Annotated in this window: 20 protein-coding genes; 10 read left to right on the top strand and 10 right to left on the bottom strand. The window is 70.1% G+C overall.

Annotated features, from left to right (window positions below; translation table 11 throughout):
- Nucleotides 1-51: 51 nt before the first annotated feature.
- Together ACS5Q7_RS10205 and ACS5Q7_RS10200 are read right to left on the bottom strand one after the other, a co-directional pair.
- The gene (locus ACS5Q7_RS10205; protein WP_478339400.1) at nt 52-2,721 is read right to left on the bottom strand and encodes a ligase-associated DNA damage response DEXH box helicase; all 2,670 of its coding nucleotides are present in this window, start codon (nt 2,719-2,721) and stop codon (nt 52-54) included.
- On the bottom strand, nt 2,718-3,674 hold the full coding sequence (locus ACS5Q7_RS10200; RefSeq protein WP_243954005.1) for an alpha/beta hydrolase: 957 nt from the start codon (nt 3,672-3,674) through the stop codon (nt 2,718-2,720). Before ACS5Q7_RS10200 ends, ACS5Q7_RS10205 begins: the two co-directional genes overlap by 4 nt.
- A gap of 198 nt (nt 3,675-3,872) precedes the next feature.
- Here ACS5Q7_RS10200 and ACS5Q7_RS10195 point away from each other — a divergent pair, with 198 nt between their 5' ends.
- Together ACS5Q7_RS10195 and ACS5Q7_RS10190 are read left to right on the top strand one after the other, a co-directional pair.
- Entirely contained in the window at nt 3,873-4,202 is a 330-nt protein-coding gene (locus tag ACS5Q7_RS10195; RefSeq protein WP_478339201.1) for a DUF6460 domain-containing protein, read from the top strand.
- Nucleotides 4,203-4,352: 150 nt separating this feature from the next.
- Nucleotides 4,353-5,618 carry an MATE family efflux transporter gene (locus ACS5Q7_RS10190; RefSeq protein ID WP_478339399.1) on the top strand — a complete coding sequence of 422 codons (1,266 nt, stop codon included), beginning with the start codon at nt 4,353-4,355 and terminating at the stop codon, nt 5,616-5,618.
- 7 nt (nt 5,619-5,625) lie between these two features.
- On the opposite strand, the gene ACS5Q7_RS10185 is transcribed toward ACS5Q7_RS10190, so the two are convergent.
- Complete coding sequence (locus tag ACS5Q7_RS10185) at nt 5,626-5,943, bottom strand: hypothetical protein (protein WP_478339200.1); 318 nt, start codon at nt 5,941-5,943, stop codon at nt 5,626-5,628.
- Nucleotides 5,944-6,199: 256 nt separating this feature from the next.
- On the opposite strand from ACS5Q7_RS10185, the gene ACS5Q7_RS10180 reads away from it, so the two are divergent.
- A complete protein-coding gene (locus ACS5Q7_RS10180; protein WP_342164827.1) occupies nt 6,200-7,093 on the top strand; it encodes an HpcH/HpaI aldolase/citrate lyase family protein in 894 nt (297 codons plus the stop codon).
- On the opposite strand, the gene ACS5Q7_RS10175 is transcribed toward ACS5Q7_RS10180, so the two are convergent.
- Nucleotides 7,090-8,163, bottom strand: a complete 1,074-nt coding sequence (locus ACS5Q7_RS10175) for a quinone-dependent dihydroorotate dehydrogenase (protein ID WP_478339199.1) — start codon at nt 8,161-8,163, stop codon at nt 7,090-7,092. The genes ACS5Q7_RS10180 and ACS5Q7_RS10175 overlap by 4 nt on opposite strands.
- The gene (locus ACS5Q7_RS10170) at nt 8,160-8,510 is read right to left on the bottom strand and encodes a DUF952 domain-containing protein (RefSeq protein ID WP_478339198.1); all 351 of its coding nucleotides are present in this window, start codon (nt 8,508-8,510) and stop codon (nt 8,160-8,162) included. Before ACS5Q7_RS10170 ends, ACS5Q7_RS10175 begins: the two co-directional genes overlap by 4 nt.
- A 237-nt stretch (nt 8,511-8,747) precedes the next feature.
- Between ACS5Q7_RS10170 and ACS5Q7_RS10165 the strand changes: the two genes are divergently transcribed.
- From ACS5Q7_RS10165 to ACS5Q7_RS10155, 3 genes are all read left to right on the top strand, one after another.
- Nucleotides 8,748-9,380, top strand: coding sequence for a S24 family peptidase (locus ACS5Q7_RS10165; RefSeq protein ID WP_478339197.1), 633 nt, complete (start codon nt 8,748-8,750; stop codon nt 9,378-9,380).
- Between the two features lie 145 nt (nt 9,381-9,525).
- The gene (locus tag ACS5Q7_RS10160; RefSeq protein WP_478339196.1) at nt 9,526-10,599 is read left to right on the top strand and encodes a two-component system sensor histidine kinase NtrB; all 1,074 of its coding nucleotides are present in this window, start codon (nt 9,526-9,528) and stop codon (nt 10,597-10,599) included.
- Nucleotides 10,600-10,706: 107 nt separating this feature from the next.
- On the top strand, nt 10,707-11,690 hold the full coding sequence (locus tag ACS5Q7_RS10155) for a TIM44-like domain-containing protein (RefSeq protein WP_478339195.1): 984 nt from the start codon (nt 10,707-10,709) through the stop codon (nt 11,688-11,690).
- A 22-nt stretch (nt 11,691-11,712) separates the two neighbouring features.
- Here ACS5Q7_RS10155 and rsmA read toward each other — a convergent pair whose 3' ends face one another.
- The 5 genes from rsmA to lptF all read right to left on the bottom strand — a co-directional run bounded on the left by rsmA (nt 11,713) and on the right by lptF (nt 18,630).
- Nucleotides 11,713-12,576, bottom strand: a complete 864-nt coding sequence (gene rsmA, locus ACS5Q7_RS10150) for a 16S rRNA (adenine(1518)-N(6)/adenine(1519)-N(6))-dimethyltransferase RsmA (protein ID WP_478339194.1) — start codon at nt 12,574-12,576, stop codon at nt 11,713-11,715.
- The gene (pdxA, locus tag ACS5Q7_RS10145) at nt 12,573-13,676 is read right to left on the bottom strand and encodes a 4-hydroxythreonine-4-phosphate dehydrogenase PdxA (protein WP_478339193.1); all 1,104 of its coding nucleotides are present in this window, start codon (nt 13,674-13,676) and stop codon (nt 12,573-12,575) included. The genes rsmA and pdxA overlap by 4 nt, the downstream gene beginning before the upstream one ends.
- A gap of 35 nt (nt 13,677-13,711) precedes the next feature.
- Nucleotides 13,712-16,297 carry an LPS-assembly protein LptD gene (locus ACS5Q7_RS10140; RefSeq protein WP_478339192.1) on the bottom strand — a complete coding sequence of 862 codons (2,586 nt, stop codon included), beginning with the start codon at nt 16,295-16,297 and terminating at the stop codon, nt 13,712-13,714.
- A gap of 74 nt (nt 16,298-16,371) precedes the next feature.
- Entirely contained in the window at nt 16,372-17,460 is a 1,089-nt protein-coding gene (gene lptG, locus ACS5Q7_RS10135) for an LPS export ABC transporter permease LptG (protein ID WP_478339191.1), read from the bottom strand.
- Between the two features lie 9 nt (nt 17,461-17,469).
- Nucleotides 17,470-18,630, bottom strand: coding sequence for an LPS export ABC transporter permease LptF (gene lptF, locus ACS5Q7_RS10130; protein ID WP_478339190.1), 1,161 nt, complete (start codon nt 18,628-18,630; stop codon nt 17,470-17,472).
- Between the two features lie 172 nt (nt 18,631-18,802).
- Between lptF and ACS5Q7_RS10125 the strand changes: the two genes are divergently transcribed.
- From ACS5Q7_RS10125 to msrP, 4 genes are all read left to right on the top strand, one after another.
- Nucleotides 18,803-20,311, top strand: coding sequence for a leucyl aminopeptidase (locus tag ACS5Q7_RS10125; RefSeq protein ID WP_478339189.1), 1,509 nt, complete (start codon nt 18,803-18,805; stop codon nt 20,309-20,311).
- Nucleotides 20,312-20,330: 19 nt separating this feature from the next.
- Nucleotides 20,331-21,089 carry a hypothetical protein gene (locus ACS5Q7_RS10120; protein ID WP_478339188.1) on the top strand — a complete coding sequence of 253 codons (759 nt, stop codon included), beginning with the start codon at nt 20,331-20,333 and terminating at the stop codon, nt 21,087-21,089.
- Between the two features lie 94 nt (nt 21,090-21,183).
- On the top strand, nt 21,184-22,917 hold the full coding sequence (locus ACS5Q7_RS10115) for an AMP-binding protein (RefSeq protein WP_478339187.1): 1,734 nt from the start codon (nt 21,184-21,186) through the stop codon (nt 22,915-22,917).
- Between the two features lie 105 nt (nt 22,918-23,022).
- The gene (gene msrP, locus ACS5Q7_RS10110; protein ID WP_478339186.1) at nt 23,023-23,970 is read left to right on the top strand and encodes a protein-methionine-sulfoxide reductase catalytic subunit MsrP; all 948 of its coding nucleotides are present in this window, start codon (nt 23,023-23,025) and stop codon (nt 23,968-23,970) included.
- The last annotated feature ends 15 nt before the right edge of the window (nt 23,971-23,985 follow it).

Genomic DNA, 23,985 nt, shown 5'->3' with positions numbered 1-23,985 from the left:
GGGCATCCTCTATCGCGTCGGGGGAGGGCGAACCGTCGTGCGGGCCTCGGCTCAAGCCAGGGCCTCTTGAAGAAGCTCCGCCTCCGCCTCGGCCAGAATCTCGTCCGCTCCCTCGCCGTAGACCCGCTCGCGGCCGATCTCCAGCATCACGGAGACGGACAGCGGCGACACCCGGTCGAGGGCGCGATGGATGATTCGCCCCTGGATACGCTCTAGCATCACGCCGAGCCGCCTGACGTCGAGGAGTCCGGTTGCCGCATCCTGCCGCGCGGCGGCGAGCAGCAGGTGGTCGGGCTCGTGCTTGCGCAGCACGTCGAAGATCAGGTCCGTCGAGATCGTGACCTGCCGGCCGGTCTTTTTCTGGCCGGGGTGGTGGCGCTCGATCAGCCCGGCAATCACGGCGCATTGCCGGAAGGTGCGCTTCATCATGGCCGATTCATCGAGCCACGCTTCGAGGTCGTCGCCGAGCATGTCCTCGCCGAACAGCTCGGCGATGAAGTCGGGATCGAACGCGGCCCGCTCCGAGATGTCCCACGTCATCCAGATGGCGATGCCGTAATCGTTGGCCGCGAAGCCGAGCGGCCGGAGCCCCGCCCGTTCGAGGCGCCGGGTGAGCAGCATCCCCAACGTCTGGTGGGCGAGCCGCCCCTCGAAGGGGAAGGCCGTGAGGTAGTGGCGCTTGCCGCGCGGGAAGGTCTCGACCAACAGGTCGCGCTCCCCCGGCAGAACCGAGCGGCGGCGCTGCTGCACGAGATAATCGCCGATGGATGTCGGCAGCCGGTCCCATTCGAACGGATCGGCGATGATCGCCCGCACCCGTGCCGCCAGGAAGGTCGAGAGGGGGAACTTCGAGCCGGCATAGGAGGGGATCGCCGGGTCTGTCCCCGGCGGGGCGCGGGTGACGAGGGCCTCGTCCTCGGCCAGCCCCTCGAAGCGCAGGGTCTCGCCCGCGAACAGGAACGTGTCGCCGGGCGTCAGGGTATCGGCGAACTCGTCCTCGATCTCGCCGAGCACGCGGCCGGTCTTCGGCAGCACCGTGCCGGGCTTGCCGCGCAGGCTCCGGCCGAGGCGCACCTTCACCCGCGCCGCCTCGACGATGGTGCCGACATTCATGCGGTATTGCTGCGCCGTGCGGGCGTCACGCACCCGCCACAGCCCGTCCGGCCCGCGCAGGATCTTAGCGAAGCGTTCGTAGGCCCGCAGGGCGTAGCCGCCGGTCGCCACGTAGTCGATGACCTGCTCGAACCGCTCCCAGGTCAGCCCGGCATAGGGCGAGGCCGAGACGATCTCGTCGTAGAGGTCGCTCGCGTCGAAGGCGTCGGCGCAGGCCATGCCGAGGACATGCTGGGCCAGCACGTCGAGGGCGCCCTCGCGGGCGTCGGGGGTATCCTGGGCCGCCTCCTCGACGGCATCCAGCGCCGCCTGACATTCCAGCATCTCGAAGCGGTTGCCGGGGACGAGATAGGCCTTGGACGGCTCGTCCATCCGGTGGTTGGCCCGGCCGATCCGCTGCATGATCCGGCTCGCTCCCTTCGGCGCGCCGACATTCACGACGAGATCGACATCGCCCCAGTCGATGCCGAGGTCGAGGGTCGCGGTGCAGACGATGGCCCGCAAGCCCCCCGACGCCATCGCCGCCTCCACCCGCCGCCGCTGGGCGGCATCGAGGGAGCCGTGGTGGATCGCGATGGGCAGCGTGTCCTCGTTGAGCCGCCACAGTTCCTGGAAGGTGTATTCGGCCTGGAGCCTCGTGTTGACGAAGACGAGGGTCGTGCGGTGCTGCTTGATGAGGTCGTAGATCGCCTCCATCGAGTGCCACGCCGTGTGGCCGGAGATCGGCAGCGGGCGGCCGAGGTCGAGCATCCGCAGGTCGGCGCGGGCCCCGCCCGCGACCACCACGAGGTCGGCCAGAGCCGAGGCGTTCCCTCCCCCCTCAGCGGGGGAGGGTGGCCCCCGAAGGGGGTCGGGAGAGGGGAGCGCGACATCGGCGGATGTGGCACCCGTCGCGCCCTCGTCGGAGACCGTGCTCCCCTCTCCCCCCCCGCTGCGCGGGGTACCCTCCCCCGCAGAGGGGGGAGGGAGACGCGGAACCGTCTGCGGCACGAGATAGCGCCGCAACTCATCCGGCTCGCGCACCGTTGCGGAGAGGCCGATCGAGACGAGGCCGGGGCTCAGCGTGTGCAGTCGCGCCATCGCCAGCGACAGGAGATCGCCCCGCTTCGAGGTGACGAGCGCGTGCAGCTCGTCGAGGATCACGCAGCGCAGGCCGGCGAACAGGTCGGCGGCCTCGCGATGGGCGATCAGCAGGGACAATTGCTCCGGCGTCGTGAGCAAGATGTCGGGCGGGCGGCTGACCTGCCGGGCGCGCTTGTGGGACGGGGTATCGCCCGTGCGGGTCTCGACGCGGACGGGGAGATCCATCCCCTCGATGGGCGCATCGAGGTTGCGGGCGATGTCGACGGCGAGCGCCTTCAGCGGCGAGACGTAGAGCGTGTGCAGGGCGGGCTTCTTCGCCTTGCCGCCGCCGCGCTCGGAGAGCGCAACGAGGCTCGGCAGGAAGCCGGCCAGGGTCTTGCCCGCGCCGGTCGGCGCCACGAGGAGCGCGGAGCGCCCCGCCCGTGCGAGGCGCAGCAGATCGAGCTGATGGCTGCGGGGCTCCCAGCCCCGCGCGGCGAACCACGCCCGGAAGACTGGGGGGAGATCGTCCGCCCGGCCGCTCAGGCGAGGGCCATGAGGAAACGGTCGATCAGTTCGAGGGCGCGCTCACTCATCGCGCCGGGATGGCGCACGAAGATGTGGCACCCCCCCGGATAGATCGCCGTGTGCCCGCCATTGCCCGCCGCCGCCCAGCGGGCGGACATGTAGAGCGTGTCGTCGATCAGCGGATCGCAGGTGCCGACCGTGAATAGGGCCGGCGGCAGGCCCTTGAGGTCGGCGTAGATCGGCGAGACGTCCGGCCGGCGCCGGTCGATCCCCTCGCGCACGTAGCCGTCCGCGAAGCGGGTCAGGTCCTCGGTGTTCACCACGAGGCGTTCCGACCCCCAGTTCCGCACCGAGGGGGTGAGGCCGAGATCGAAGAAGCCGGCGTTGAGGTTCGCCCCACGGAAGGCGCGGCCGAGCCCGTGCTTGTCGCGCAGGCGCAGCATCACCATCACGGCGAGGTGGGCGCCCACCGATTCGCCGCCGATGGTGAGCGCCGAGACGCCGAACTCGGCCCGGCCCTTGCCGACGAGCCAGAGTGCCGCCGCCTCGCAATCGAGGAGCGCGGCCGGGTAGGGGTGTTCGGGGGCGAGCCGGTATTCCACCGAGAGCGTGACGAATCCGCAGGTGTCGGCGACCCGCTCCAGCCACGGGTCCTGTTCGTCGGCCGAACCCCAGATCCAGCCGCCGCGATGGATGTGCAGATAGGCGCCGCGCACCTTCGCCCCCGGCTTCGGCCGGATGCAGCGCACGCGCAGCGGGCCGTCCGGCCCGTCAATGGTCAGCCATTCGGCCCGCGCGCTGCGCGGCATGGCCGGGGAGGCCTGGGTGCCGGCCCGGCGGCGCGCGCGCACCTCCGCGATCGGCAGCGTCCAGGGGTCCGGCTGCGCGGCATGGGCCGCGACGATCTCGGCATTGAGCCGCTTCGTCTCGGGATCGATCGTCGCCGGGTCGAACAGGGCGTGGTCGATCATTCTCTCGTCTCTGTCGGCCGGCGGGGCTCGGGCGGCATCCCGACCATCTTGGCGTGAGTCGCCATGCTTGCCATCTGGGGCGGGGCGGCGAAATCCGCCACAGTCGCGGATGTCACCGGCTTTCGCGCCGGTGTGGTGCGCCGGCCACGGTTATGCCCGGTTCCGGGACGAAGTTAGGGCGCTCGAGCGAGACGAACGATGCTTCTCAACCACGATCGACACCAGACCGGCGTGCCGCCCCATTCCGCCTACCCGACGGGGCAACCCTCGACCCTGCGCCGGTTCCTCGGCGGATCGCCCACCGGCGTGTTCCTGCGTCTGCTGTTCCTGTCGATCCTCGTCGGCGCCTTCATGTCCATGCTCGGCGTCACGCCGGGGCTGCTATTCTGGCGCGCGGTCGATTCGATCCAGGACCTCGTCCATCTCGCCGCGAGCCAATTGCATGACCTGACCGGCTGGGTCGTGGCCGGCGCCCTCGTCGTGGTGCCGCTCTGGCTCGTCGCCCGGCTGTTCGCCGTCTCGCGCTAGGAAAAGCCCGGCGTCGCGTGCGCTGGCGCACGGACGCCCCCACCATCGCGGCGGGACGGCTAAACGACCGTCCCTTCAGCGGGCCCCATCGTGACCGCTTCCGCCGCCATCCCCGTCAACCACGCCCGCGTGCTGCGTCTCGCGCTGCCGATGACGCTCGCCAACGTGACGACGCCGCTGCTCGGCTTCGTCGGCGCGGCGGTGATCGGCCGGCTCGGGGACGCGGCCCTGCTCGGCGCCATCTCGCTGGGCGCCGTCATCTTCGATGCGATCTTCTGGTCCTTCGGCTCGCTGCGCATGGCGACGGCGGGGCTCACCGCGCAGGCTGTCGGCGCGGGGGACCGGTCGGAAGTGGACCGCACCCTCGCCCGCGCCCTGGCGGCCGGCGCGCTCGCGGGCCTCGCCATCGCGCTGCTGCAATGGCCCCTCGGGCAGGCTGCCTTCGCGGTGAGCGGCGCGAGCCCGGCTGTGGTCGCGGCCCTGTCGGCCTACTTCCACATCCGCATCCTCTCGGCGCCCTTCGTGCTGGCGAACTACGCCCTGCTCGGCTCGGTGCTCGGCCGGGGGCGGACCGATCTCGGCCTCGTGCTGCAGGTCGCGATCAACCTCATCAACATTGCGCTCACCCTCGCCCTAGTGCTCGTGGCCGATCTCGGCATCGCGGGGGCGGGTCTGGCGGCGCTCGGCGCGGAGGCCGCCGGCCTGGTGCTCGGGCTTTTCGTGGTCTCGCGCCTCGGCTCGCGCCCGTTCCGGGTGCCGCTGGCGGAGATCCGCGACGCGGCGGCGCTGAAGCGGACGCTGGCCGTGAACGTCGACGTCATCCTGCGGACGCTCGCGATCATCGCGGCCATCGTCACCTTCTCGGCGCTCGGGGCGCGGCAGGGCGACGTGATCCTCGCGGCGAACGCCGTCCTGTGGAATCTCGTGCTGATCGGCGGCTTCTTCCTCGACGGCTTCGCCACCGCCGCCGAGACACTGTGCGGGCAATCGGTCGGCGCCCGCGACGCGGACTCCTTCCGTAAAGCCGCGTCACTCAGCCTGCGCTGGTGCCTCGGGTTCGGCCTCGCGGTGAGCCTGCTGGCGCTGACCGGCGGGGGTGCCTTCATCGATTTCGTGACGACGAACGGCCCCGTCCGCGAGGCGGCCCGGAGCTACCTGCCCCTGGCCGGGCTCGCGCCCGTCGCGGCGGCCTCGGCCTTCGCCTACGACGGCATTTTCATCGGCGCGACATGGACCCGGGCGATGCGCAACCTCATGCTCATCGCCCTGGCCGTCTTTACCGGCACCGTGGCGCTGGTGCAGGCCCTCGGCCTCGGGAACACGGGGCTCTGGGTCGCTCTCATCGTGTTCCTCGCGGCGCGGGGCATCGGCCAGCGGATCGCCTATCCAGGCCTCCTGCGGCGTACCTTCGCCTGAGCGAGGCTCAGCGCGGATCCTTCCACGTGGTGGCCGTCGCCACCGTCGCGGGGCGGGGGACCGTCGCCTCGGCCCGGCGCTGCGGCGCCCGGCGCGTGGAGACCACGCGACGGCTGCGGCGGACATGGTGGCGGCCGCCGCGCTCAGACGAGTTGCCGATGACGCCGCCGATCACGGCCCCCGCCACCGCGCCGATGGGGCCGCCGACGAGGGCGCCCGCCACGGCGCCCGAGCCGACGCCGATGGTCGTGCGGCTCTGGGCCGAAGCGGCCTCAGGCGTCGCCAGGATACCGGCCAGCGCGAGCACCAGAAAAGTCCGTCTCATCAATAAGTCCAAGATTGCCGTGCGTTCGGCGGGCTTAGAATTGCCGACCGTGACGAAAGCACGGCCGTCGTCTGTTCTCAGGCCGGTGTCAAACCGTCCGGGCCCTCAATTGCCGATGCAAAACACCGATGTGCTGCGCGCCGTCGTCGTTTAGTGTGCGGCGCAACGCGACCACACCGGAACGGGCCACCGGCCGGGCGAAGGGTCGACCGATGAACAGCCGTGGCCGGAGGGCCGCGAGGGAAGGATGGTGCCGATGGCCACGCTGACCGATCTCCGCCTGCGCCGCAGCGTGCTCTACATGCCGGGCTCGAATCAGCGGGCGCTGGAGAAGGCGAAGTCGCTCCCTTGCGATTCCATCATCCTCGACCTGGAGGATGCGGTCGGCCCCGATGAGAAGGAGACGGCGCGCGAGCAGGTCTGCGCGGCGGTGAAGAACGGCGGGTACGGCGAGCGCGAGTTGATCATCCGCGTCAACGCCCCGCAAACGCCCTGGGGCGAGGCGGACCTGCACGCGGCCATCGAGGCCAAGCCCGACGCGATCCTTATGCCGAAGGTGTCGTCTCCCGCCGTGCTGGAGAACATCGCCGACCGGCTCGAATCCCTCGATGCGCCGGAGGATATCCGCATCTGGGCGATGATCGAGACGCCGGCCTCGATCCTCAACATCCACGACATCGCAAAGGCCCGGCGCGACCACCGCAACCGGCTCGCCTGCTTCGTCCTCGGCACCAACGACCTCTCCAAGGACACCTGGGCCAAGATCGTGCCCGGCCGCGCGCCGTTCATGCCGTGGATGATGACCGTGCTTGCCGCCGCCCGCTCGGAGGGCCTGACCATCCTCGACGGCGTGTTCAACGACATCTCGGACGTCGAGGGCTGTCGCGACGAGTGCCGTCAGGCGCGCGATCTCGGCTTCGACGGCAAGACGCTGATCCATCCGAGCCAGTTGGAGCCCGCCAACACCTCCTTCGCCCCCACGGAGGAGGAGGTGCGCCGGGCCAAGATGGTGATCGAGGCCTTCGAGAAGCCGGAATACGCCAAGCGCGGCGTCATCAAGCTCGAAGGCCGGCTCTACGAGCGCCAGCACCTCGCCATGAACCGCCGCGCCGTGAACTGGGCCGAGGCGATCCAGGCCAAGGGGTTCTAAGCTTCGGCCAGAGTCCGTGCGTCCCGCCCGACGAAATCGGCCACCGCCGTGCCGCCCTCAACGCGGACCCGTTCCGCGAGGCCGCGCTTGATCCGTCCGACGAGGCCCGGCCCTTCGTAGACCAGGGCGGAATAGAGCTGCACGAGGCTCGCCCCGGCCCGGATCTTGGTCCATGCGGCTTCGGCCGAATCGACGCCGCCGACCCCGACGAGGGGGATCGCATGGCCGACCCGCTGCCACGCCTGCGCCAGCATCCGCGTCGCCGGAACGAAGAGCGGACGGCCGGAAAGGCCCCCGGTCTCGCGGGCGAGGCGGCTTTCGCGCAAGGTCGCGGGCCGGTCCACGGTGGTGTTCGAGACGACCAACGCCTGGACCCCGCGCCGCAGGGCCGTCGCGCAAACCGCGTCGAGGGCGTCGAGGGCCATGTCCGGGGCGATCTTGAGCAGGATCGCGGCCCCCGCGCCGGCCTCGTCGCGGGCCGCAACGACGCGGGCCAGGAGCTCGTCGAGGAACGCCTCGCCCTGAAGGTCGCGCAGGCCCGGCGTGTTCGGCGAGGACACGTTCACGGTGACGAACGCGACATGCGGCACCAGAGCGGCCGTGCAGGCGGCGTAGTCGGCGAGCCGGTCGGTCGACTCCTTGTTCGCCCCGATATTGACGCCCACGATGCCCGGCCGACCGGCCCGCGCCTTCAGCCGCGCGGCCACCACGGCGAGACCTTCGCTGTTGAGGCCGAAGCGGTTGATCACCGCTCCGTCGGCGGGCAGCCGGAACACGCGGGGTTTCGGATTGCCGGGCTGCGGCCGGGGCACGACACCGCCGACCTCCACGAACCCGAAGCCGAGCCCGAGCAGGGCATCCGGCACCCGTGCGCCCTTGTCGAAGCCGGCTGCGAGGCCGACCGGGTTCGGGAAACGCCGGCCCAGCACCTCGACGGCGAGGCAGGGATCGTCCGGCGCGGGCGCAGCGGCGGGGAGGGCCTGGAGGGCACGGATCGTGAGGTCGTGCGCGCGCTCGGCATCGAGCCGGTGCAGCAGGGGCCGAACCAGGGGGAAAGCCGCGTCGATCATTGCGGAAGAATCCCCTCCGGGACGCTGTGGCGGCCATCCGGGCCGAGCGGCATCTCCTCGACCGACACGACCGCCGAGAGCGGCAGGTCGCCGTAGAGATGCGGGAACAGGTCGCCGCCGCGCGAGGCCTCGTAGCGCAGGGCCTCGCCCAGCCGGTCGCCCTCGACGGCGACGAGGAGCAGGTCGTCTTGCCCGGCGAAGTGGCGGGCGGCGGTCTCGGCCACCTGCGCGGCGGTGGAGAAATGGATGAACCCGTCCGCGACATCGACCGGCGCGCCGGTGAAGCGGCCCCGTCCTTCGGCTTCCCGCCAGAGCGCGCGCGGGCAGATCTTGTAGATGAGCGGCATGATCAGGTTCCCTTGGCGCATCGGATAGAGCCAGCACCGGCCTCCGGCAACGGGCGAAAGCACGGAATCCAGTCTTTCACGAAGGTCACTTAAGTCTCGATTGCAATTCGCGCGGCGTAGTTCTAGTTTCCTAGAAATAGGCTGCGCGTCTCAGCCATGCCGGCTATCGGATCGTGACCGGCGCGGATCATGCGGGCCGGGGTCTCAGGACCAACTTGACCAGACTCGGCGGGTCGCATGCTGTCGCACGAACAGATTTGGAACGCTATCGACCGCCTCGCAGAGCGCCACGGCTATTCCGCCTCCGGCCTCGCCCGCAAGGCCGGGCTCGATGCCACGAGCTTCAACCGCTCGAAGCGGGTCGGCGCGGACGGGCGAAAGCGCTGGCCCTCGACCGAATCGATCTCGAAGGTTCTGGCCGCCACGGGGGCCAGCCTGGACGAGTTCCTGCGGCTGATCGAGGCCCGCGCCGTGCCGGCCCGGACCATGGTGCCGCTGATCGGCCTGACCCAGGCGGGGTCCGGCCGGGTCTTCACCGATGACGGCATGCCGACTGGCGGGCCGGGCTGGGAGGAGATCGAATTCCCCGACCTCGGCGAGGAGCGCGCCTTCGCCCTGGAGGTGCAGGGCGATTCGATGAATCCCCTGTTCCGGGACGGCGACGTGCTGATCGTGTCGCCCACCGCGAGCGTGCGCAAGGGCGACCGGGTGGTCGTGCGCCTGCATGGCGGGGAGGTCCTGGCGAAGGAGCTGCGGCGGCGCACCGCGCGCACCGTCGAGTTGGCCTCCCTGAACCCCGAGCATTCCGACCGGGTGCTGAATATCGGCGAGATCGCCTGGATGGCCCGGGTGATGTGGGTCCGGCAGTAAAGCCGGATACTCTCGGCCCAACACTGTCGGCCCGACACTCTTGGCCTAACACTCTTGGCCCGGCACTCTTGGCCGAACACACTTGGCCGAACCGGACGCAGCCGCTATCGCTCCGGCAGGTGAGGACGATGTGGCGAAGGCGGGAATGGCGCAGCCGAACACGGATCCCGACGAGGCCACCCGTGCAGTGCTCGCCGCCCTGCCGACCCCGAGCCTCACCCTAGACGCGGACGGCACGATCCTGTGGACCAACCCGGCCCTGGATACGCTCACCTTCCATGAGCCCGGCGCCCTGGTCGGCAAGGGTCTCGACGCTCTCGCCTGCCCCGGCACCGCCGGCGCGGACGCGTCCCTGGACAGGCCGCAGGAATTCCTGGCGCGCCGGGCGGACGGCGCGACCTTCTGGGCGAGCCTGACGCTGGCGCCTCTCCCGGGCAGGGCGCACAGGATCGGCCAGATCCTCGACGTGACGACACGGCGCGAGGCCGAAGCGGGCCTCGCCCTGTCCCGCCAGCGGGAGGCGCTGGGCCTCCTGACGAACAGCGTCGCCCACGAGTTCAACAACTTCCTGCAGATCCTGATCGGCTACATCGACGGGCTGAAGCGCCGCCTCGGCGACCGGCCGGAGCCGTTCATCCAGCGGGCGATCTCGCGCTCGGCCGACGCCACGGAGCGGGCCGCGATCCTCACCCGCCAATTGCTCGCCTATTCACGGCGCATCGCGCCGGATGTCCGGCCGGTCGATCTCGATGCGCTCATGGCGGATCTCGGCGAGCAACTGGCGACCGACCTTCCGCCGGGCATCCGGCTCGCCATCGAGACCACGCCCGGCCTGCCCCGGGCGATCACCAACCCCACACAGATCGAATTCGCCCTGCGGCACCTCGTGGCCAATGCCTGCGAGGCCATGCCGGACGGGGGCACGCTGACCCTGTCCACCTACCGCATCGAGCCGGGCGACCGCTCCCTCCAGAACCCGGGTGCGGGCGCGGTGGGGATCGTGGTCGGCGATACCGGCCAGGGCATGTCGCCGGAAATGCTGGCGCGGGCGCTGGCCCCGTTCCAGACCAGCCGGGAGGCGGGCAGGGGCGCGGGCCTCGCCATCGTCCACGGGCTGATGAAGCGCCAGAACGGCACCATCTCCCTCGACAGCGAGCCCGGCGGAGGCACCCGCGTGCGCCTCGTCCTGCCGGCGGCACCGGATCGGACGCTGCACTGAAGCGGCGCAATGCGCAGCTTGGCGCGGCGACGGACTAAAAGCCACGCCCAACCGTTCCCATATCGTCATCGGCGGCTCCGTCGCCGGTTCGTCTTCAGAGGCGTTACATGTCCACTCTTCATTCGCGCAGCCGGCGCAAGGCGGCGCTCCTGGCGCTCGCTGCGGCGCTGACCGTCGCGGCCCCGATCGCCGAGGCGCGGCCCGGCGGCGGCGGATCCATGGGTTCGCGCGGCTCGCGCACCTACACCGCGCCCTCGGCCACGCCGACCGCCCCCGGCGGCGGCATGACCATGCAGCGCAGCCAGACCGCGCCCTCGCCGGGCATGAACAATCCCGGCATGGCCAACCCCGGCATGCAGCCCTCCGGGCGGCGCTTCGGCGGCGGCTTCTTCGCGGGCCTGCTCGGCGCCGGCCTGCTGGGCGCTCTACTGGGCGGCGGCTTCTTCGGCGGCCTCGGTGGCCTCGCCTCCATGATCGGCCTGCTGTTCCAGGTCGGCCTGCTCGTGCTCGTCGTGATGCTGGCGATGCGGTTCTTCCGCCGCCGCAACGGCGAGCCGGCTGCTGCCAGCTATGCCCGCACCGGCCCGAACCCCGGCAACGGGGGTCCCATGGGTGGCCCGATGGGCGGTCCGGCCGCCGGCCCGATGGGTGGCATGGCGAGCGGCGCACCGCGCCAGCCGCAGATGCGGCAGGTGCAGATCGGCCCGACCGACTATCAGGCGTTCGAGCGGCTGCTCACCGACATCCAGGATGCGTATTCCCGCGAGGACCGCGTGACCCTGTCGAACCTCTCGACCCCTGAGATGGTCGGCTACTTCGATGAGGAGTTGCAGGGCAACGCCTCGCGCGGCGTCGTGAACCGGATCTCGGACGTGAAGCTCCTGCAGGGCGATCTCGCGGACGCCTGGGGCGAGGACCGCACCGACTACGCCACCGTTGCCATGCGCTACGCCCTCAAGGACGTGACCATGGAGCGGGGCAGCGGCCGGATCGTCGCCAACGGCGACCCGGAGGCGACCGAGTTGTGGACCTTCCAGCGTCAGCCCGGCCGGGGCTGGGTGCTCTCGGCGATCCAGCAGACCAACCGCTGATCGTAAAGCAGGCCGGCGCCCCTCAGGCGCCGGCCTTTTTCCTGTCCGCGTCCCAGGCGTTGGCGAGGGCGACGAAGCCCTCCACCGGAATTTCCTCCGCCCGCGCCGTCTCCGTGATTCCCACGGCGTCCAGCAACGGCACCGGATCGGGGATGAGGGCCTTCAAACTCTGGCGCAGCATCTTGCGGCGTTGCCCGAAGGCCGCCCGCGTCACGGCTTCCAGCGCATTCGCCCGGCAGGGCAGGGGCACGGCGCGGGGGACCAGCCGGACCACGCTCGACGTCACCTTGGGCGGCGGCACGAAGGCCGAGGGCGCCACGTCGAACAGGATCGACGCCTCCGTCCGCCATCCGCACAACACGCCGAGGCGTCCGTAATCGGCGCGCTCCTCCGGGGTGGCGACGATGCGCTCGGCCACCTCCCGCTGGAACATCAGTACCGCGCTGTCCCACCACGAGGGCCACGCCTCGCCGGAAAGCCAGCCGGTGAGCAGGGCCGTGCCGACATTGTAGGGCAGGTTGGCGACGATCCGGGCCTTGCCCGAACCCACATGCGGCCGGGGATCGAACGCCAGTGCGTCGGCATCGATCACCTCGAGCCGGCCGGGATAATGCGCGGCGATCTCGGCGAGCGCGGGGAGGGCGCGCGGATCGCGTTCGATCGCCACGACGCGCTCCGCCCCCTCGGCCAGGAGCGCGCGGGTGAGGCCGCCGGGTCCAGGCCCGACTTCCACCACCGTCACCCCGTCGAGGGGTCCGGCGGCGCGGGCGATGCGGCCGGTGAGGTTGAGGTCGTAGAGGAAGTTCTGGCCGAGCGCCTTCTTCGGTTCGAGGCCGTGGCGTGCCACCACCTCCCGCAGGGGCGGCAGACCGTCGGTTGCGCTCACAATTCGTCCTCGGCATCGAAATGGCGGGCGCCGGGGGCCCGCACCCGCCCGGCATAGACGCTCGTCGGGATGTCCGCGTCCCGCGACAGCCGGGGCACCGAGCCCGCGAGCCGCTTGGCGAGGCGGATCGCGGCGATGAGGCTGTCCGGCCGCGCGAGGCCCTGTCCGGCGATGTCGAAGGCGGTGCCGTGATCCGGCGAGGTGCGCACGAAGGGCAGGCCGAGGGTGACGTTCACCCCGTCGTCGAAGGCGATGGTCTTGATCGGGATCAGCGCCTGATCGTGGGTCGGGGCGAGGGCGACGTCATAGCTTGCCCGGGCGCGGGCATGGAACAGCGTGTCGGCGGGCAGCGGCCCCCGGATGTCGATGCCCTCCGCGCGGAGACGCGCCACGGCGGGGGCGAGCACGTCGCGGTCTTCGAGACCCATCGTGCCGGACTCTCCCGCATGGGGGTTCAGCCCCGCGAGGACGAGGCGCGGCTCGGGCAGGCCGAACCGCTCGCGCAGGTCGCGGGCGACGATGCGCGCGGTCTCCTCCACGAGGTCCTGGGTGAGCAGACCCGGCACGTCGCGCAAGGCGACGTGGATCGTCACCGGGACGACGGCGAGGGTCTCGCTCCAGATCATCATCACCGGCCGGGGCGGCGCGACGCCGGGCGGGACGGCCAGCGCCGCCAGGAATTCCGTGTGGCCCGGGTGAGCGAAGCCCGCGCGGGTCAGCACATGCTTGGCGATGGGATTGGTGACAACCGCCGACGCCCGCCCGGCCTGGACCAGCCCCACGGCCGCGCTGATCGATTCGATCACCGCGCCGGCATAGGCTGAATCGGGCACGCCGGGTGTCGCCTCGACCATCGCGCCGCTCGGCAGCGGGACGACCGGCAGGGCACGGGGGAACACCTCCGCGGCGGATTCGGGATCGACCTCGGCCACGGGGACGAGGCGGTCGAGCCTGAGCGCCAGACGTTCGAGGAAGGCGGGATCGCCGAGCACGAAGAACGGCGGCAACGGATTCGGGCCGCCGCGATCGAGCCACGCGGCGAGCGCCAGTTCGGGACCGATCCCGGCGGGATCGCCGAGGGTGAGGGCGAGGGGGGCCATGGCGCTCTATACCGCGCCCGACAGCGCCCGCGCCATCACCGCGCGGAAGCGATGCCGTCCGCCGTGGTCGCGATGCCGACGTTCTGGCGCAGATCCGCTTCGCCCAGCGTCTTCAACTCGATGCGCAAGAGCACCGTCTGGTTGCGCTCGCGGACACCGGTCGCCGTAGCGATGGGCGAGTTGATGTAGTTGAGCGTGACGGTGGTGCATTCGTCCTGATAGCCGCCGCCGAAGCTCGCGCCCGCGAAATAGTAGCGGCCGGGATTCTCGTAGATCGGCGCCGCGCCGATCGGGTTGGCGAAATAGCCGGCCAGGGCGTCGCTGTAGGTGTTCCGCACGTCGAGGTAGTGGGTCAGGTCGAGCAGCATGGAGCCCGAGACGAACCAGTTCGGCGTGATGTTGTAGGTCGCCGAGGCCGTCACGCCCTCGCGGTAGTGGCTGTAGCCCAGGAGCGGTTGCGCCTCGTAGTAGGAGTAGAACAGCGAGGTCGTGAGCGGCACGAAGGGGGCGAAGCGGGCGGTCACGCCCGTCTCGAACCGCGCGACGTGGAAGTCCGACTGGTTGAACCGCGCCCGCGTGATGAACGTGATGTTCTGGTTCGGCGACAGCTGGAAGCGCCCGACATAGTCGGACAGCGTCTTGTCGAGGCCGGATTCGAGGCCGGTATTGGCGAGGTCGCCCCGGCGGAACGAGTTCACTCCGGCAAGCTGGATCGACTCGCCGAACATCACGTTCGCGTACCAGCCCGAGGGCGTGACGACGGAGTACTGGCCGCCGAGATTGGTGCGGATGCCGCCCTCGACACGGTCGTAGCCGGAGAACTTGTCCCACTCGAACAGCGACGTGTCGTCGAAGACGAGGCTCTGCGCGTCCTCGTTCGGCAGGCGGCCGATCTTGGTCTCGGACGGGCGCAGGAGAAGCTGGCCGATGGGCTCCAGCGTATGGACGCCCAAGCCGCCGAAATTCGCGACGAACGGATAGCGGTAATCGAGGCCGACCGTCGGCATCACCCGGCCCGACACGCCGTCATCGATCCGCGCCACCGAGGGGGCGAGGTCGTTCTGGTAGCCGGACAGGTTGGGGTTCACGAAGAACGCATCCGCCCGCAGCGAGGCGAAGGGCGTGAACTTCTGCCCGTAATCGTCGATGAAGCTGCGCCGCCACGTCAGCTGCGCCGAGGCGCGGGTGTTCTGCCCGGCCAGGCCCTGGATCAGGCAGGCGCCGCGGGCGAACACCGCACAGGTCTGGTACAGCGGGAAGCTGATGCCGTTGATGCTCGGCGAGAACAGGTAGTTCGTCGTGCGCGGCAGGCCCTGGTACTGGGTCACGTCGCGGTCGAGGCTGGTGATGTTCGCCTGGAAGCGCACCTCGCCGCCGATCTCGGACGGGCCGTTGACGCGCTTGTCGTAGTCGATGACCGGCGCGACGATGGGCTGCTGCTTCTGCCAATCGAAGCTCGACAGGCCTTTGAAGTAGTAGCCGCGCGCGTCGAAATACGAGCGGTCGCCCTGGCCGGTCAGGTAGGCCGTCGACACCGCCTCGCGGAAGAAGTCCGTGGTGATCGACTGGTTGCGGATGCGGTAATTGTCGAGGAACCACTTGTCCGTGACGCCGACCACGTCCCAGCCCGTGCGCCAGCGCTCGTTGATGTAGAAGCGGCCCTGGCTCTCGATCGAGCCCCGGAAGTCGCGCTCACCCGCGCCGAGCGGGCTCGGCAGGAAGGCCGAGGGCGTCGTCTGCGAGATGCCGGACAGGCGCAAGCTGTAGTAGCCGTTGTCCACCCGCTGGCGGAACTCCGCCTGCCCGAGCACGCCCTGGCGGCTCAGGAAGGTGGGCGTCAGCGTCAGGTCGTAGTTGGGCGCGAGGTTGATGAAGTACGGTAGGGACACGCCCTTGCCCAGCGCCGTCGTCGAGATGAAGCGCGGGGTCAGGAAGCCGGTCTTGCGCCGCTCGCTCGGATCCGGGGCCTCGAAATAGGGCAGGTACATCACCGGGATGCCCGCGATCTCGAGGGTCGATTCCTCGAAGTAGATCGTGTGCGTCTCGTTGTTGTGGATGATCTTCTGCGCCTTGATCTGCCACAGCGGCGGCTTCTCCGGCGCGTCCTTGCACGGCTCGCAGGCGGTGTAGCTGCCGTAGTCGAACGAGGTCTGCTCGCCGTTCACGCGCTCGCCGCGCGGCGCCGAGAAGCGCACCCGCACGGTCTCGTTCTTGCGCTCGACCGATTGCTGCACCCGCAGCGAATCCACGAAGCCGGTCTTGAAATCGTCGGTGAGCTCCATGCGCTCGCCGGTCACCACGCCGCCGTCAGCCTCGGTGAGGCGAACGTTGCCTTCCGCGAAGACGCGGCCGGTGCCCCGGTCGTAGCGCACGCGGTCGGCCTGGAGAGTGCGGGGGCCGTAATGGAGTTCCGCGTTGCCGCGGGCGGTCACGGTGTTGTGGTCGTTGTCGTAGACGAGCTCGTTGGCCTCGACGAGAAGCTTCTCGCCCGGCTTCCCCTTCAATGCGGGATCTTTGGGCGTGGCGACGCTCTGGGCCTGCCCGCTCGACACGGGCAGCACCGCGACCGTCAGAGCCGCCGCGAGACCGGCGCTCCGCAGGATGTCGGCGACCTTACGCAACGCCAGTCCCAACTCCTGTGACGACTTCCGCCACGACACTCACACTCGTCTCCCGACCCGCGGGGCCGCAGGCTTCAGCCGTCCTCTTGGTACAGAAGCGCGAGCGTACCGAGAAGACTCCCTACCACCGCCGGGAACCAGGCAGCCACAGGTGTTGCAACTAAACCCGAGGCGCCGAGCCCTTCCATGATCTGGCGCACGACGTAGAGCGTGAACCCTGCCGCGACGCCTCCGAGGACGAGTTTTCCGACACCACCAAAGCGGAAGAACCGTAACGAAACGGTTGCAGCGACCAGAACCATCGCCACGAACAGAATCGGCCTCGCCCACAGCACATCGTACTGCAGCCGGTAGCGGGTCGCATCCAGCCCCGCCCGCTCGGTCTGTGCGATGGTCGCGGGGAGTTGCCAGAAGGGCACAGATTCTGGGCTAGTGAAGCGCTGTCGCACCCGCTCCGGTTGCAGGTTCGAGGCGATGAGGTAGGAGCCGAAGCTCTCGGGCGGCGCATCCGGCCGCATGATGCGGGCGTCGCTCAGCTCCCAGTATCCGTCGTGCAGAGTCGCACGCGCCGCGACGATCTGCGAGGTGAACTCTCCGTGATCGTCGAAGGTGAATACCCCGACGCCCGCCAGCGTGGTGGTGCCCTCGATCGCCGTCTCGGCGCGGATGATGGCCTCGCCGTCGACGCTCTTCTGGCGCAGCCACAGGTCCTTGCCTGAGGATGCCTTGGTGGACTTGGCGAAGATTTTCGCCTCGATCTCGGTGGAGCGCTGTTTCAGCATGGCCGAGACGGGGTTGTAAGCCCCCACCGCCACCGCCCCGAGGGCGAGGGCCACGAACAGACCCGGTTGCAGGAACTGCCACGCGGAGATGCCGGCGGCGCGGGCCACGACCAGCTCCAGCTTGCGCGACAGCTGGAGCATCGCGGCCATGGAGCCGAACAGCACGGCGAAGGGGAGCACACCCTCCGCGACCGTGGGCGTGCGGTAGAGCGACAGTTGCGCCATCAGCCCCGGCGAGGCCCCCTGCGACTCGCCCGCCCGGCGCAGGAGCTCCACGAAGTCCAGGGTGTAGACCAGCGCGAAGACGGTGATGAACACGCCGAGCACCGTGCGGGCGAAGCGCGCGGCGAAGTAGCGTCCGAGGGTGGGGCCGATCAGCATCGCGGGCCGCTACTGTGCCGGGGCGAGGCGGGGAGGGCGCAGCCGCCCCCGCACGAACCGGACGATGCCGGCATTGAAGGCCCGCACCCGCGGGCCCTGGAAGATCATGAGGCTCGACAGAACGATCGCGAGGAGCGGCACGCCGTAGATCGCCACCACCGCTCCGGTGCTGCGCGCCGCCGCGCTGACGGCGGCGAAGCCGCCGATGCGCAGGGCCACCACCGCGACGATGGCCCCGGCGATGGCGAGCCCCCGGCCCTGGCGGGTGGTGCGCGGATCGCCGAGGGCGGCGAAGGCGATGAACACCAGGGCCAGCGGATAGAGCGCCGCCGAGAGCCGGTCGTGAAGCTCGGCCCGGAAGCGGCCCTTCTGCAACTGGTAATAGGCTTCGCTTCGGTCAGGGAACAGAAGCTGCGACGTCGAGCGCTCGCGCGGCTTGTAGATCGTGTCCGAATCCGGCGGTGCGAAGGCGGCGAGGTCGATCGTGTAGCGGTCGAACTTCAGGATCGAGGAATCGCGGCTGTCCTTCTGCTGCTGAAGCACGGTGCCGTGTTCGAGGACCAAATAGCTCTGCCCGTCGATGTCGACGGCGTTGCCCTTGTCCGCAAGGTAGACCTTGGTCTTGCCCGCCTCGCGCTTGTCCTGAATGAACAGCCCTTCGAGCACGCCCCCCGGCCCGCGCTGGCGGAAGTGGAAGGTGATGCCGTTGTCGAGCTGCGTGAACTGGCCCTCCTTCACCACGTTGGCGATGAAGTCGCCGCGCACCCGGGTGATGACGTCGCGCAGTTCCTGGAAGCTCGCGGGCATCACCACGATCACCACCACGCCGACGAGGAAGCTGACGCTGAGCGCCAGGGTCACGAAGGGCCGCAGCAGCGATCGCGGCGGCATCCCGGCGGCCGACATCACGATCAGCTCGGAATCGCCGTTCAGCTTGTTGAGGGCGTAGATCGTCCCGATGAACAGCGCCACGGGCGCGATCACCACGATCAGCGTCGGCAGCGACAGCGCGGTGACGAACAGGAAGACGAGCAGCGTCTGCCCCTTGGCCGTCACGAGGTCGAGCTCGCGCAAGGCCTGGGTGACCCAGATCGTCCCGGTAAGGCCCAGCAGACAGGCCAGCGTGCCGCCTGCCGCGATCCGGAAGATGTAGCGTTCGACCTGCCTCATCGTCTGAGAGGCCTACTCCCTGGTTCGCTCCCCTACCAGCGGCATGACGGGATAAGTGGGGCAATTCCAGGGCTCTCGCGCCGCGTTGCGTTCTGCGTCTCAGCGGCTACACAGGTGAGATTGCGCATCGCGGCCGGCGTTCCACGGCCGAGGCGGCGGGATGGCTCCAAGCATGACGGACAAGATCGACATCGCCTTCGGGCCCTTCGGCCAAGGCGCGGGCAACGGCGGCCAGGGCGACCTCGTGGTGTTCGTCGGCGACGACCTCGCTCTGGGAGGCCCGGCGCGGGACGCCCTCGGCGGGTCCGGCGCGGACCTCGTCGCCAAGGCGGCGGCCTCGGAGAAGTTCAAGGGACGCTCCCTCTCGGCGATGGTGCTGCCGGCCCCGGCGGGCGTCTCCGCGGACCGGCTCGTTGTGGTCGGCCTCGGCAGCGAGGCGGATCGCGGCAAGCTCGATTGGCCGGCGCTCGGCGGCTTCACGGCGGCGAAGGTGTCCGGCCGCACGGCGCGGATCGTCCTCGACCTGCCGGGCGTGGCGACAGGGCCGGAGCAGGCCGCCGCCTTCGCCCTCGGGGCGCGGCTGCGCAGCTACACCTTCGACCGCTACAAAACGAAGAAGAAGCCCGATACCGAGGACAAGGCCAACACGAGCCTGACCCTCCTCGCTGCCGACCCTGCCGCCGCCTCCCGCGAGGCCGAGACGGCGCGCGGCCTTGCCGACAGCGTCATCCTCGCCCGCGACCTCGTGAACGAGCCGCCGAACGTCCTCTTCCCCGAGGAATTCGCCAAGCGCGCCGGCGAACTCGCCAAGCTCGGCGTCGAGATCGAGATCCTCGATCTCGCCCGCCTGCGCGAGATCGGCATGGGCGCCTTGCTCGCCGTGGCGCAGGGCTCGGTGCGCGAGCCGCGCGTGGTCATCATGCGCTGGAACGGCGGCGCCTCCGGCGAGGCCCCCGTCGCCTTCATCGGCAAGGGCGTCGTATTCGATTCGGGCGGCGTCTCGATCAAGCCGGGCGCCGGCATGGAGGACATGAAGGGCGACATGGGCGGTGCCGCCGCCGTGGTCGGCGCGATGCATGCGCTCGCCTCGCGCAAGGCCCGCTGCAACGTGATCGGCGCCATCGGCCTCGTGGAGAACATGCCTGACGGCGGCGCCTACCGCCCGTCCGACATCCTCACCTCCCTGTCCGGCCAGACCATCGAGGTCATCAACACCGACGCCGAAGGGCGCCTCGTCCTCGCCGACGTGATCACCCACATCGTCCGCACCGCCAAGCCGAAGGCGATGATCGACCTCGCGACACTGACGGGCGCCATCATCGTGGCGCTGGGCCAGGACATCGCCGGGATGTTCTCGAACGACGACACGCTCGCCCAGAACATCCACGCGGCGGGCGAGGCGACCGGCGAGGCGGTGTGGCGGATGCCGCTCATCCCCGCCTACGATAAGGCCATCGACTCGAAGTTCGCGGACATGAAGAACACCGGCGGGCGCCACGGCGGCGCGGCGACGGCGGCCTCGTTCATCAAGCGCTACGTCGAGGAAACGCCCTGGGCGCATCTCGACATCGCGGGCGTGGCCATGTCCTCGACCTCGAACGAAATCAACAAGAGCTGGGGCGCGGGCTGGGGCGTGCGCCTGCTCGACCGGCTGATCCGCGACCATTACGAGGCACGCTGACCGGCTGGGAGGGGCTTCCGTGACGGGCGACGCCTTCCTCGACGTGGTCGGATCGGGCTTCGCGCCCGTCCGGTCGCCCGCCCCGCGCCGCACGGCCCCGCGCGGGACCTGGGCGGGGCAGGGCGTCGTGGCCGCCCTACCGGTCGCGGCGGCGCTCCTTGCGCTGGCCTTGGTCGCCGCGAGCGGCCTGAGCCGCCGCTCCGGCCTGCCGGAGGCGCTGGAACCCTACGCCTACGGCTTCTTCCTCGACCGCTATCCGCTCTTCGCGTTCGCCCTGGTCTATGGCGCGGCGCGGATCGTCGCCGCTGCCGCCGGGCCGGGACCGGCTGGGACATTGCGCCGGGTCGTCTTCGCTCTGCTGGGGCTCGTCGCGCTGGCCGTGGCGGGGCTCTACCCGACCTTCGGCGGCCTGACCCTGCGGGGCGGTTACGCCACCGGCAGCATGGCCTTCCTGACCGGGCAGCCCCTGTGGCTCGCCTACGCCCTCGGTGCCGCCGTGGCGGCCTCGATGGTCGGCGGGATCGTTGGCGCGGCGGTCGTGGCCGCGAACCGTCCCCTCCGCCCGCGCTGGCGCCGGATCGGCTGGGGCGCCCTATCCTACGCAAGCCTGTGGTTCGGTGCGGGGGTGATCGGGCTTGCAAAGACGTTCGGCTTCGGCCCCTGGCCGGCGCGGGCCATGACGGCGGGCGAAACCGGGCTCGCGGCCGTGCTGCTGCTCGTGGCGATGGCGCCGCACACTCTGCTCGTCGCGTTACGGCACCGCCGCACTGTCGCCTGAGGCCAGCTTGCGCGCGTCACCCGCTTCGCCCACAGTTCTGGGCGAGGGGGCGGGATTGACGGCCGACAGAGCCGCACCTGCGGGAGAAACGCCAATGAATGCCAGCGTGACCATGAACCGCGACGCGGTCGGCGCGCCGGGCGGGTCGGCCACGCGGCCCTGGCTCGCCGCCTATCCGCCGGGCATGCCGGCCGAGATCGACGTCGCCAGCCTGAAGACCCTGCCGGATCTCTTCCGGCACAGCATCGCCACCTTCGCGGACAGGCCGGCGGCCACATGCTTCGGGTCCGACCTGACCTATGCCGAGCTCGGCCGGCAGGCGCGGGCGCTCGCCGCGTTCCTCCAGGCCGACGGGGTCGTCAAGGGCGACCGGGTGGCGATCATGCTGCCGAACGTGCCGTCCTACATGGTCGCCATCGTCGCCGTGCATCTGGCCGGGGCGGTCGTCGTCAACGTCAACCCGCTCTACACCAGCCGCGAGGTGGCGGCCCAGGTGAGCGACTGCGGCGCCCGCGTCCTGATCGTTCTCGAGAACTTCGCCCACACGGTCGCGGGTGCCCTCGGCGAGATCGACCTGCGCCGGGTCATCATCGCCTGCCCCGGCGACGGGCTCGGCCTCAAGGGGCAGGCGATCAACCTCGCCAGCCGCCACCTGCGCAAGGCGGTGCCGGCCTTCACGCTGCCCGCCGGCATGGCCGTGCGCTACGCCGTTGCCCTGAAGGAGCGGGCCGCCCCGCGCCCGGTGCCGGTCGCGCCGGACGATCTCGCCTTCCTGCAATATACCGGCGGCACGACGGGCGTCGCCAAGGCGGCGATGCTCACGCACCGCAACGTCGCGGCCAATGTCGAGCAATGCGTGACGTGGTTCCAATCGACGGATACCAGCCGTCTCCGGGTCACTGTCACCGCCCTGCCGCTCTACCACATCTTCGCGCTGACGGCCTGTTTCCTGTTCGCCGTGCGGACGGGGGGAAGCTGCCTGCTGATCCCGAATCCGCGCGACTGTGACGGCTTCGTGAAGACCCTCTCCCGCACCCGGTTCACCGGGCTCGCCGGCGTGAACACCCTGTTCAACATGCTGGTGAACCACCCGAAGATCGGCACGGTGGACTTCTCCCACCTCGATTTCGTCATCGGGGGCGGCACCGCCGTGCAGAGCGCCGTCGCGGCGCAGTGGAAGTCCCTGACCGGCAAGGCGATCGTGGAGGGCTACGGCCTGTCCGAAACTTCGCCCGTCCTGTGCGCGAACCCCTACGCGCTCAAGGATTTCAGCGGGACCATCGGCTATCCGCTGCCCTCGACGGATGTCTCGATCCGCGACCCCGACGGCGAGCCGGTGCCCCCCGGCGAGCGCGGCGAACTGTGCGCCAGGGGGCCGCAGGTGATGAGCGGCTACTGGAACCGGCCGGACGAGACCGAACGCGTGATGACGCGGGACGGGTATTTCCGCACCGGCGACATCGCGGTGATGGACGAAGCCGGGCAGGTCCGCATCGTGGACCGGCTCAAGGACATGATCCTCGTCTCCGGCTTCAACGTGTATCCGAACGAGGTCGAGGATGTGATGGCCTCGCACCCCGCCGTGCTCGAATGCGCGGTGGTCGGCAGCCCCTTCGCCGAAACCGGCGAGATGGTGGTGGCCCATGTCGTGCTGAAGGACCAGAGCGTCACGACCGACGCCCTGCGCGCCTACGCCCGCACGCAGCTGACCGGCTACAAGGTGCCCCGCACGGTGGTGCTGCACGATGCCCTGCCGAAGACCAATGTCGGTAAGGTGCTGCGGCGGGTCCTGCGCGACGAGACGCCGCCGGGACCGGACGCGACGTAACCTCGCGGGCCTTCTCGCCGAATGGTGAGGTGGGCCGGCTTGTCCCGCCCGCATTCCGGCCCGATCTCCCCTTCAGAGATCGAGGCATGAGGCAGGGAGAACACCATGTTGATCAGGCGCCATCGCGGGTGGGAAATCCCCGAATCCCAAGCCACGCCTGAGACAATCTTCCTCAACCGGCGAAGCCTGATCGGAGGCGCGGCAGGGCTGGCGGCGGGCTCGCTCATCGGCGGGCGGGCCTTCGCGGCGGGTGACGGCGGCGCCTACCCGGCGCCCCGCAACGACGCCTACACCCTCGACCGGGCTGTGACGCCGGAGCGCTTCAGCGGCGACTACAACAACTTCTACGAATTCGGCATGTCGAAGACGGTCCTGCCGGCCGCCAACGCGCTGAAGACCTCACCCTGGACGCTGAAGATCGACGGGCTGGTCGAGAAGCCGTTCGAGATCGGCGTCGATGACCTGATCAAGAAGATCGGGCTCGAAGAGCGCCTGTATCGCCACCGTTGCGTCGAGGCGTGGTCGATGGCGGTGCCGTGGACCGGCTTCCCCCTGTCGAAGCTCGTCGCGCTCGCCAAGCCGACCTCGGGCGCGAAATACGTGCGCTTCGAGACCTTCATGGACAAGGCGATGGCACCGGGTCAGCGGGTCTTCTACTACCCCTGGCCCTACATCGAGGGCCTGACGATGGCCGAGGCCGGCAACGATCTGCCCTTCGTCGTCACCGGCATCTACGGCAAGCCGCTGCCGAACCAGTTCGGCGCACCGATCCGCATCGCCGTGCCGTGGAAGTATGGGTTCAAGTCGGCGAAATCGATCGTGAAGGTGTCCTTCACCGCCGACCGGCCCAAGACCTTCTGGGAGGGCCTGCAATCCTCCGAATACGGCTTCTGGGCCAACGTGAACCCGGCCGTGCCGCATCCGCGCTGGAGCCAGGCGAGCGAGCGGGTTCTCGGCACTGACCAGCGCGTCCCCACGCTGATCTACAACGGCTACGGCGAGCAGGTGGCGGGGCTCTACAAGGGGTTGGAGGGCGAGCGGCTGTTCGTCTAGCCGCCCGCCTCCGGG

Source organism: Methylobacterium sp. Gmos3 (genome assembly GCF_056430985.1).
Note: the sequence above shows the minus strand (reverse complement) of the source record. Positions and strands in the feature narration are given on the sequence as shown.

Excerpts from the sequence above, each read along its gene's own strand:
- ACS5Q7_RS10160 (WP_478339196.1), top strand. The coding sequence starts at position 9,526 with ATGGCGCAGCCGAACACGGATCCCGACGAGGCCACCCGTGCAGTGCTC.
- ACS5Q7_RS10125 (WP_478339189.1), top strand. The coding sequence starts at position 18,803 with ATGACGGACAAGATCGACATCGCCTTCGGGCCCTTCGGCCAAGGCGCG.
- ACS5Q7_RS10200 (WP_243954005.1), bottom strand. The coding sequence starts at position 3,674 with ATGATCGACCACGCCCTGTTCGACCCGGCGACGATCGATCCCGAGACG.
- pdxA (WP_478339193.1), bottom strand. The coding sequence starts at position 13,676 with ATGGCCCCCCTCGCCCTCACCCTCGGCGATCCCGCCGGGATCGGTCCC.
- lptF (WP_478339190.1), bottom strand. The coding sequence starts at position 18,630 with ATGAGGCAGGTCGAACGCTACATCTTCCGGATCGCGGCAGGCGGCACG.
- ACS5Q7_RS10185 (WP_478339200.1), bottom strand. The coding sequence starts at position 5,943 with ATGAGACGGACTTTTCTGGTGCTCGCGCTGGCCGGTATCCTGGCGACG.
- msrP (WP_478339186.1), top strand. The coding sequence starts at position 23,023 with ATGTTGATCAGGCGCCATCGCGGGTGGGAAATCCCCGAATCCCAAGCC.
- ACS5Q7_RS10170 (WP_478339198.1), bottom strand. The coding sequence starts at position 8,510 with ATGCCGCTCATCTACAAGATCTGCCCGCGCGCGCTCTGGCGGGAAGCC.
- ACS5Q7_RS10190 (WP_478339399.1), top strand. The coding sequence starts at position 4,353 with ATGACGCTCGCCAACGTGACGACGCCGCTGCTCGGCTTCGTCGGCGCG.
- ACS5Q7_RS10155 (WP_478339195.1), top strand. The coding sequence starts at position 10,707 with ATGTCCACTCTTCATTCGCGCAGCCGGCGCAAGGCGGCGCTCCTGGCG.
- ACS5Q7_RS10165 (WP_478339197.1), top strand. The coding sequence starts at position 8,748 with ATGCTGTCGCACGAACAGATTTGGAACGCTATCGACCGCCTCGCAGAG.
- ACS5Q7_RS10195 (WP_478339201.1), top strand. The coding sequence starts at position 3,873 with ATGCTTCTCAACCACGATCGACACCAGACCGGCGTGCCGCCCCATTCC.
- ACS5Q7_RS10115 (WP_478339187.1), top strand. The coding sequence starts at position 21,184 with ATGAATGCCAGCGTGACCATGAACCGCGACGCGGTCGGCGCGCCGGGC.
- ACS5Q7_RS10180 (WP_342164827.1), top strand. The coding sequence starts at position 6,200 with ATGGCCACGCTGACCGATCTCCGCCTGCGCCGCAGCGTGCTCTACATG.
- ACS5Q7_RS10175 (WP_478339199.1), bottom strand. The coding sequence starts at position 8,163 with ATGATCGACGCGGCTTTCCCCCTGGTTCGGCCCCTGCTGCACCGGCTC.
- lptG (WP_478339191.1), bottom strand. The coding sequence starts at position 17,460 with ATGCTGATCGGCCCCACCCTCGGACGCTACTTCGCCGCGCGCTTCGCC.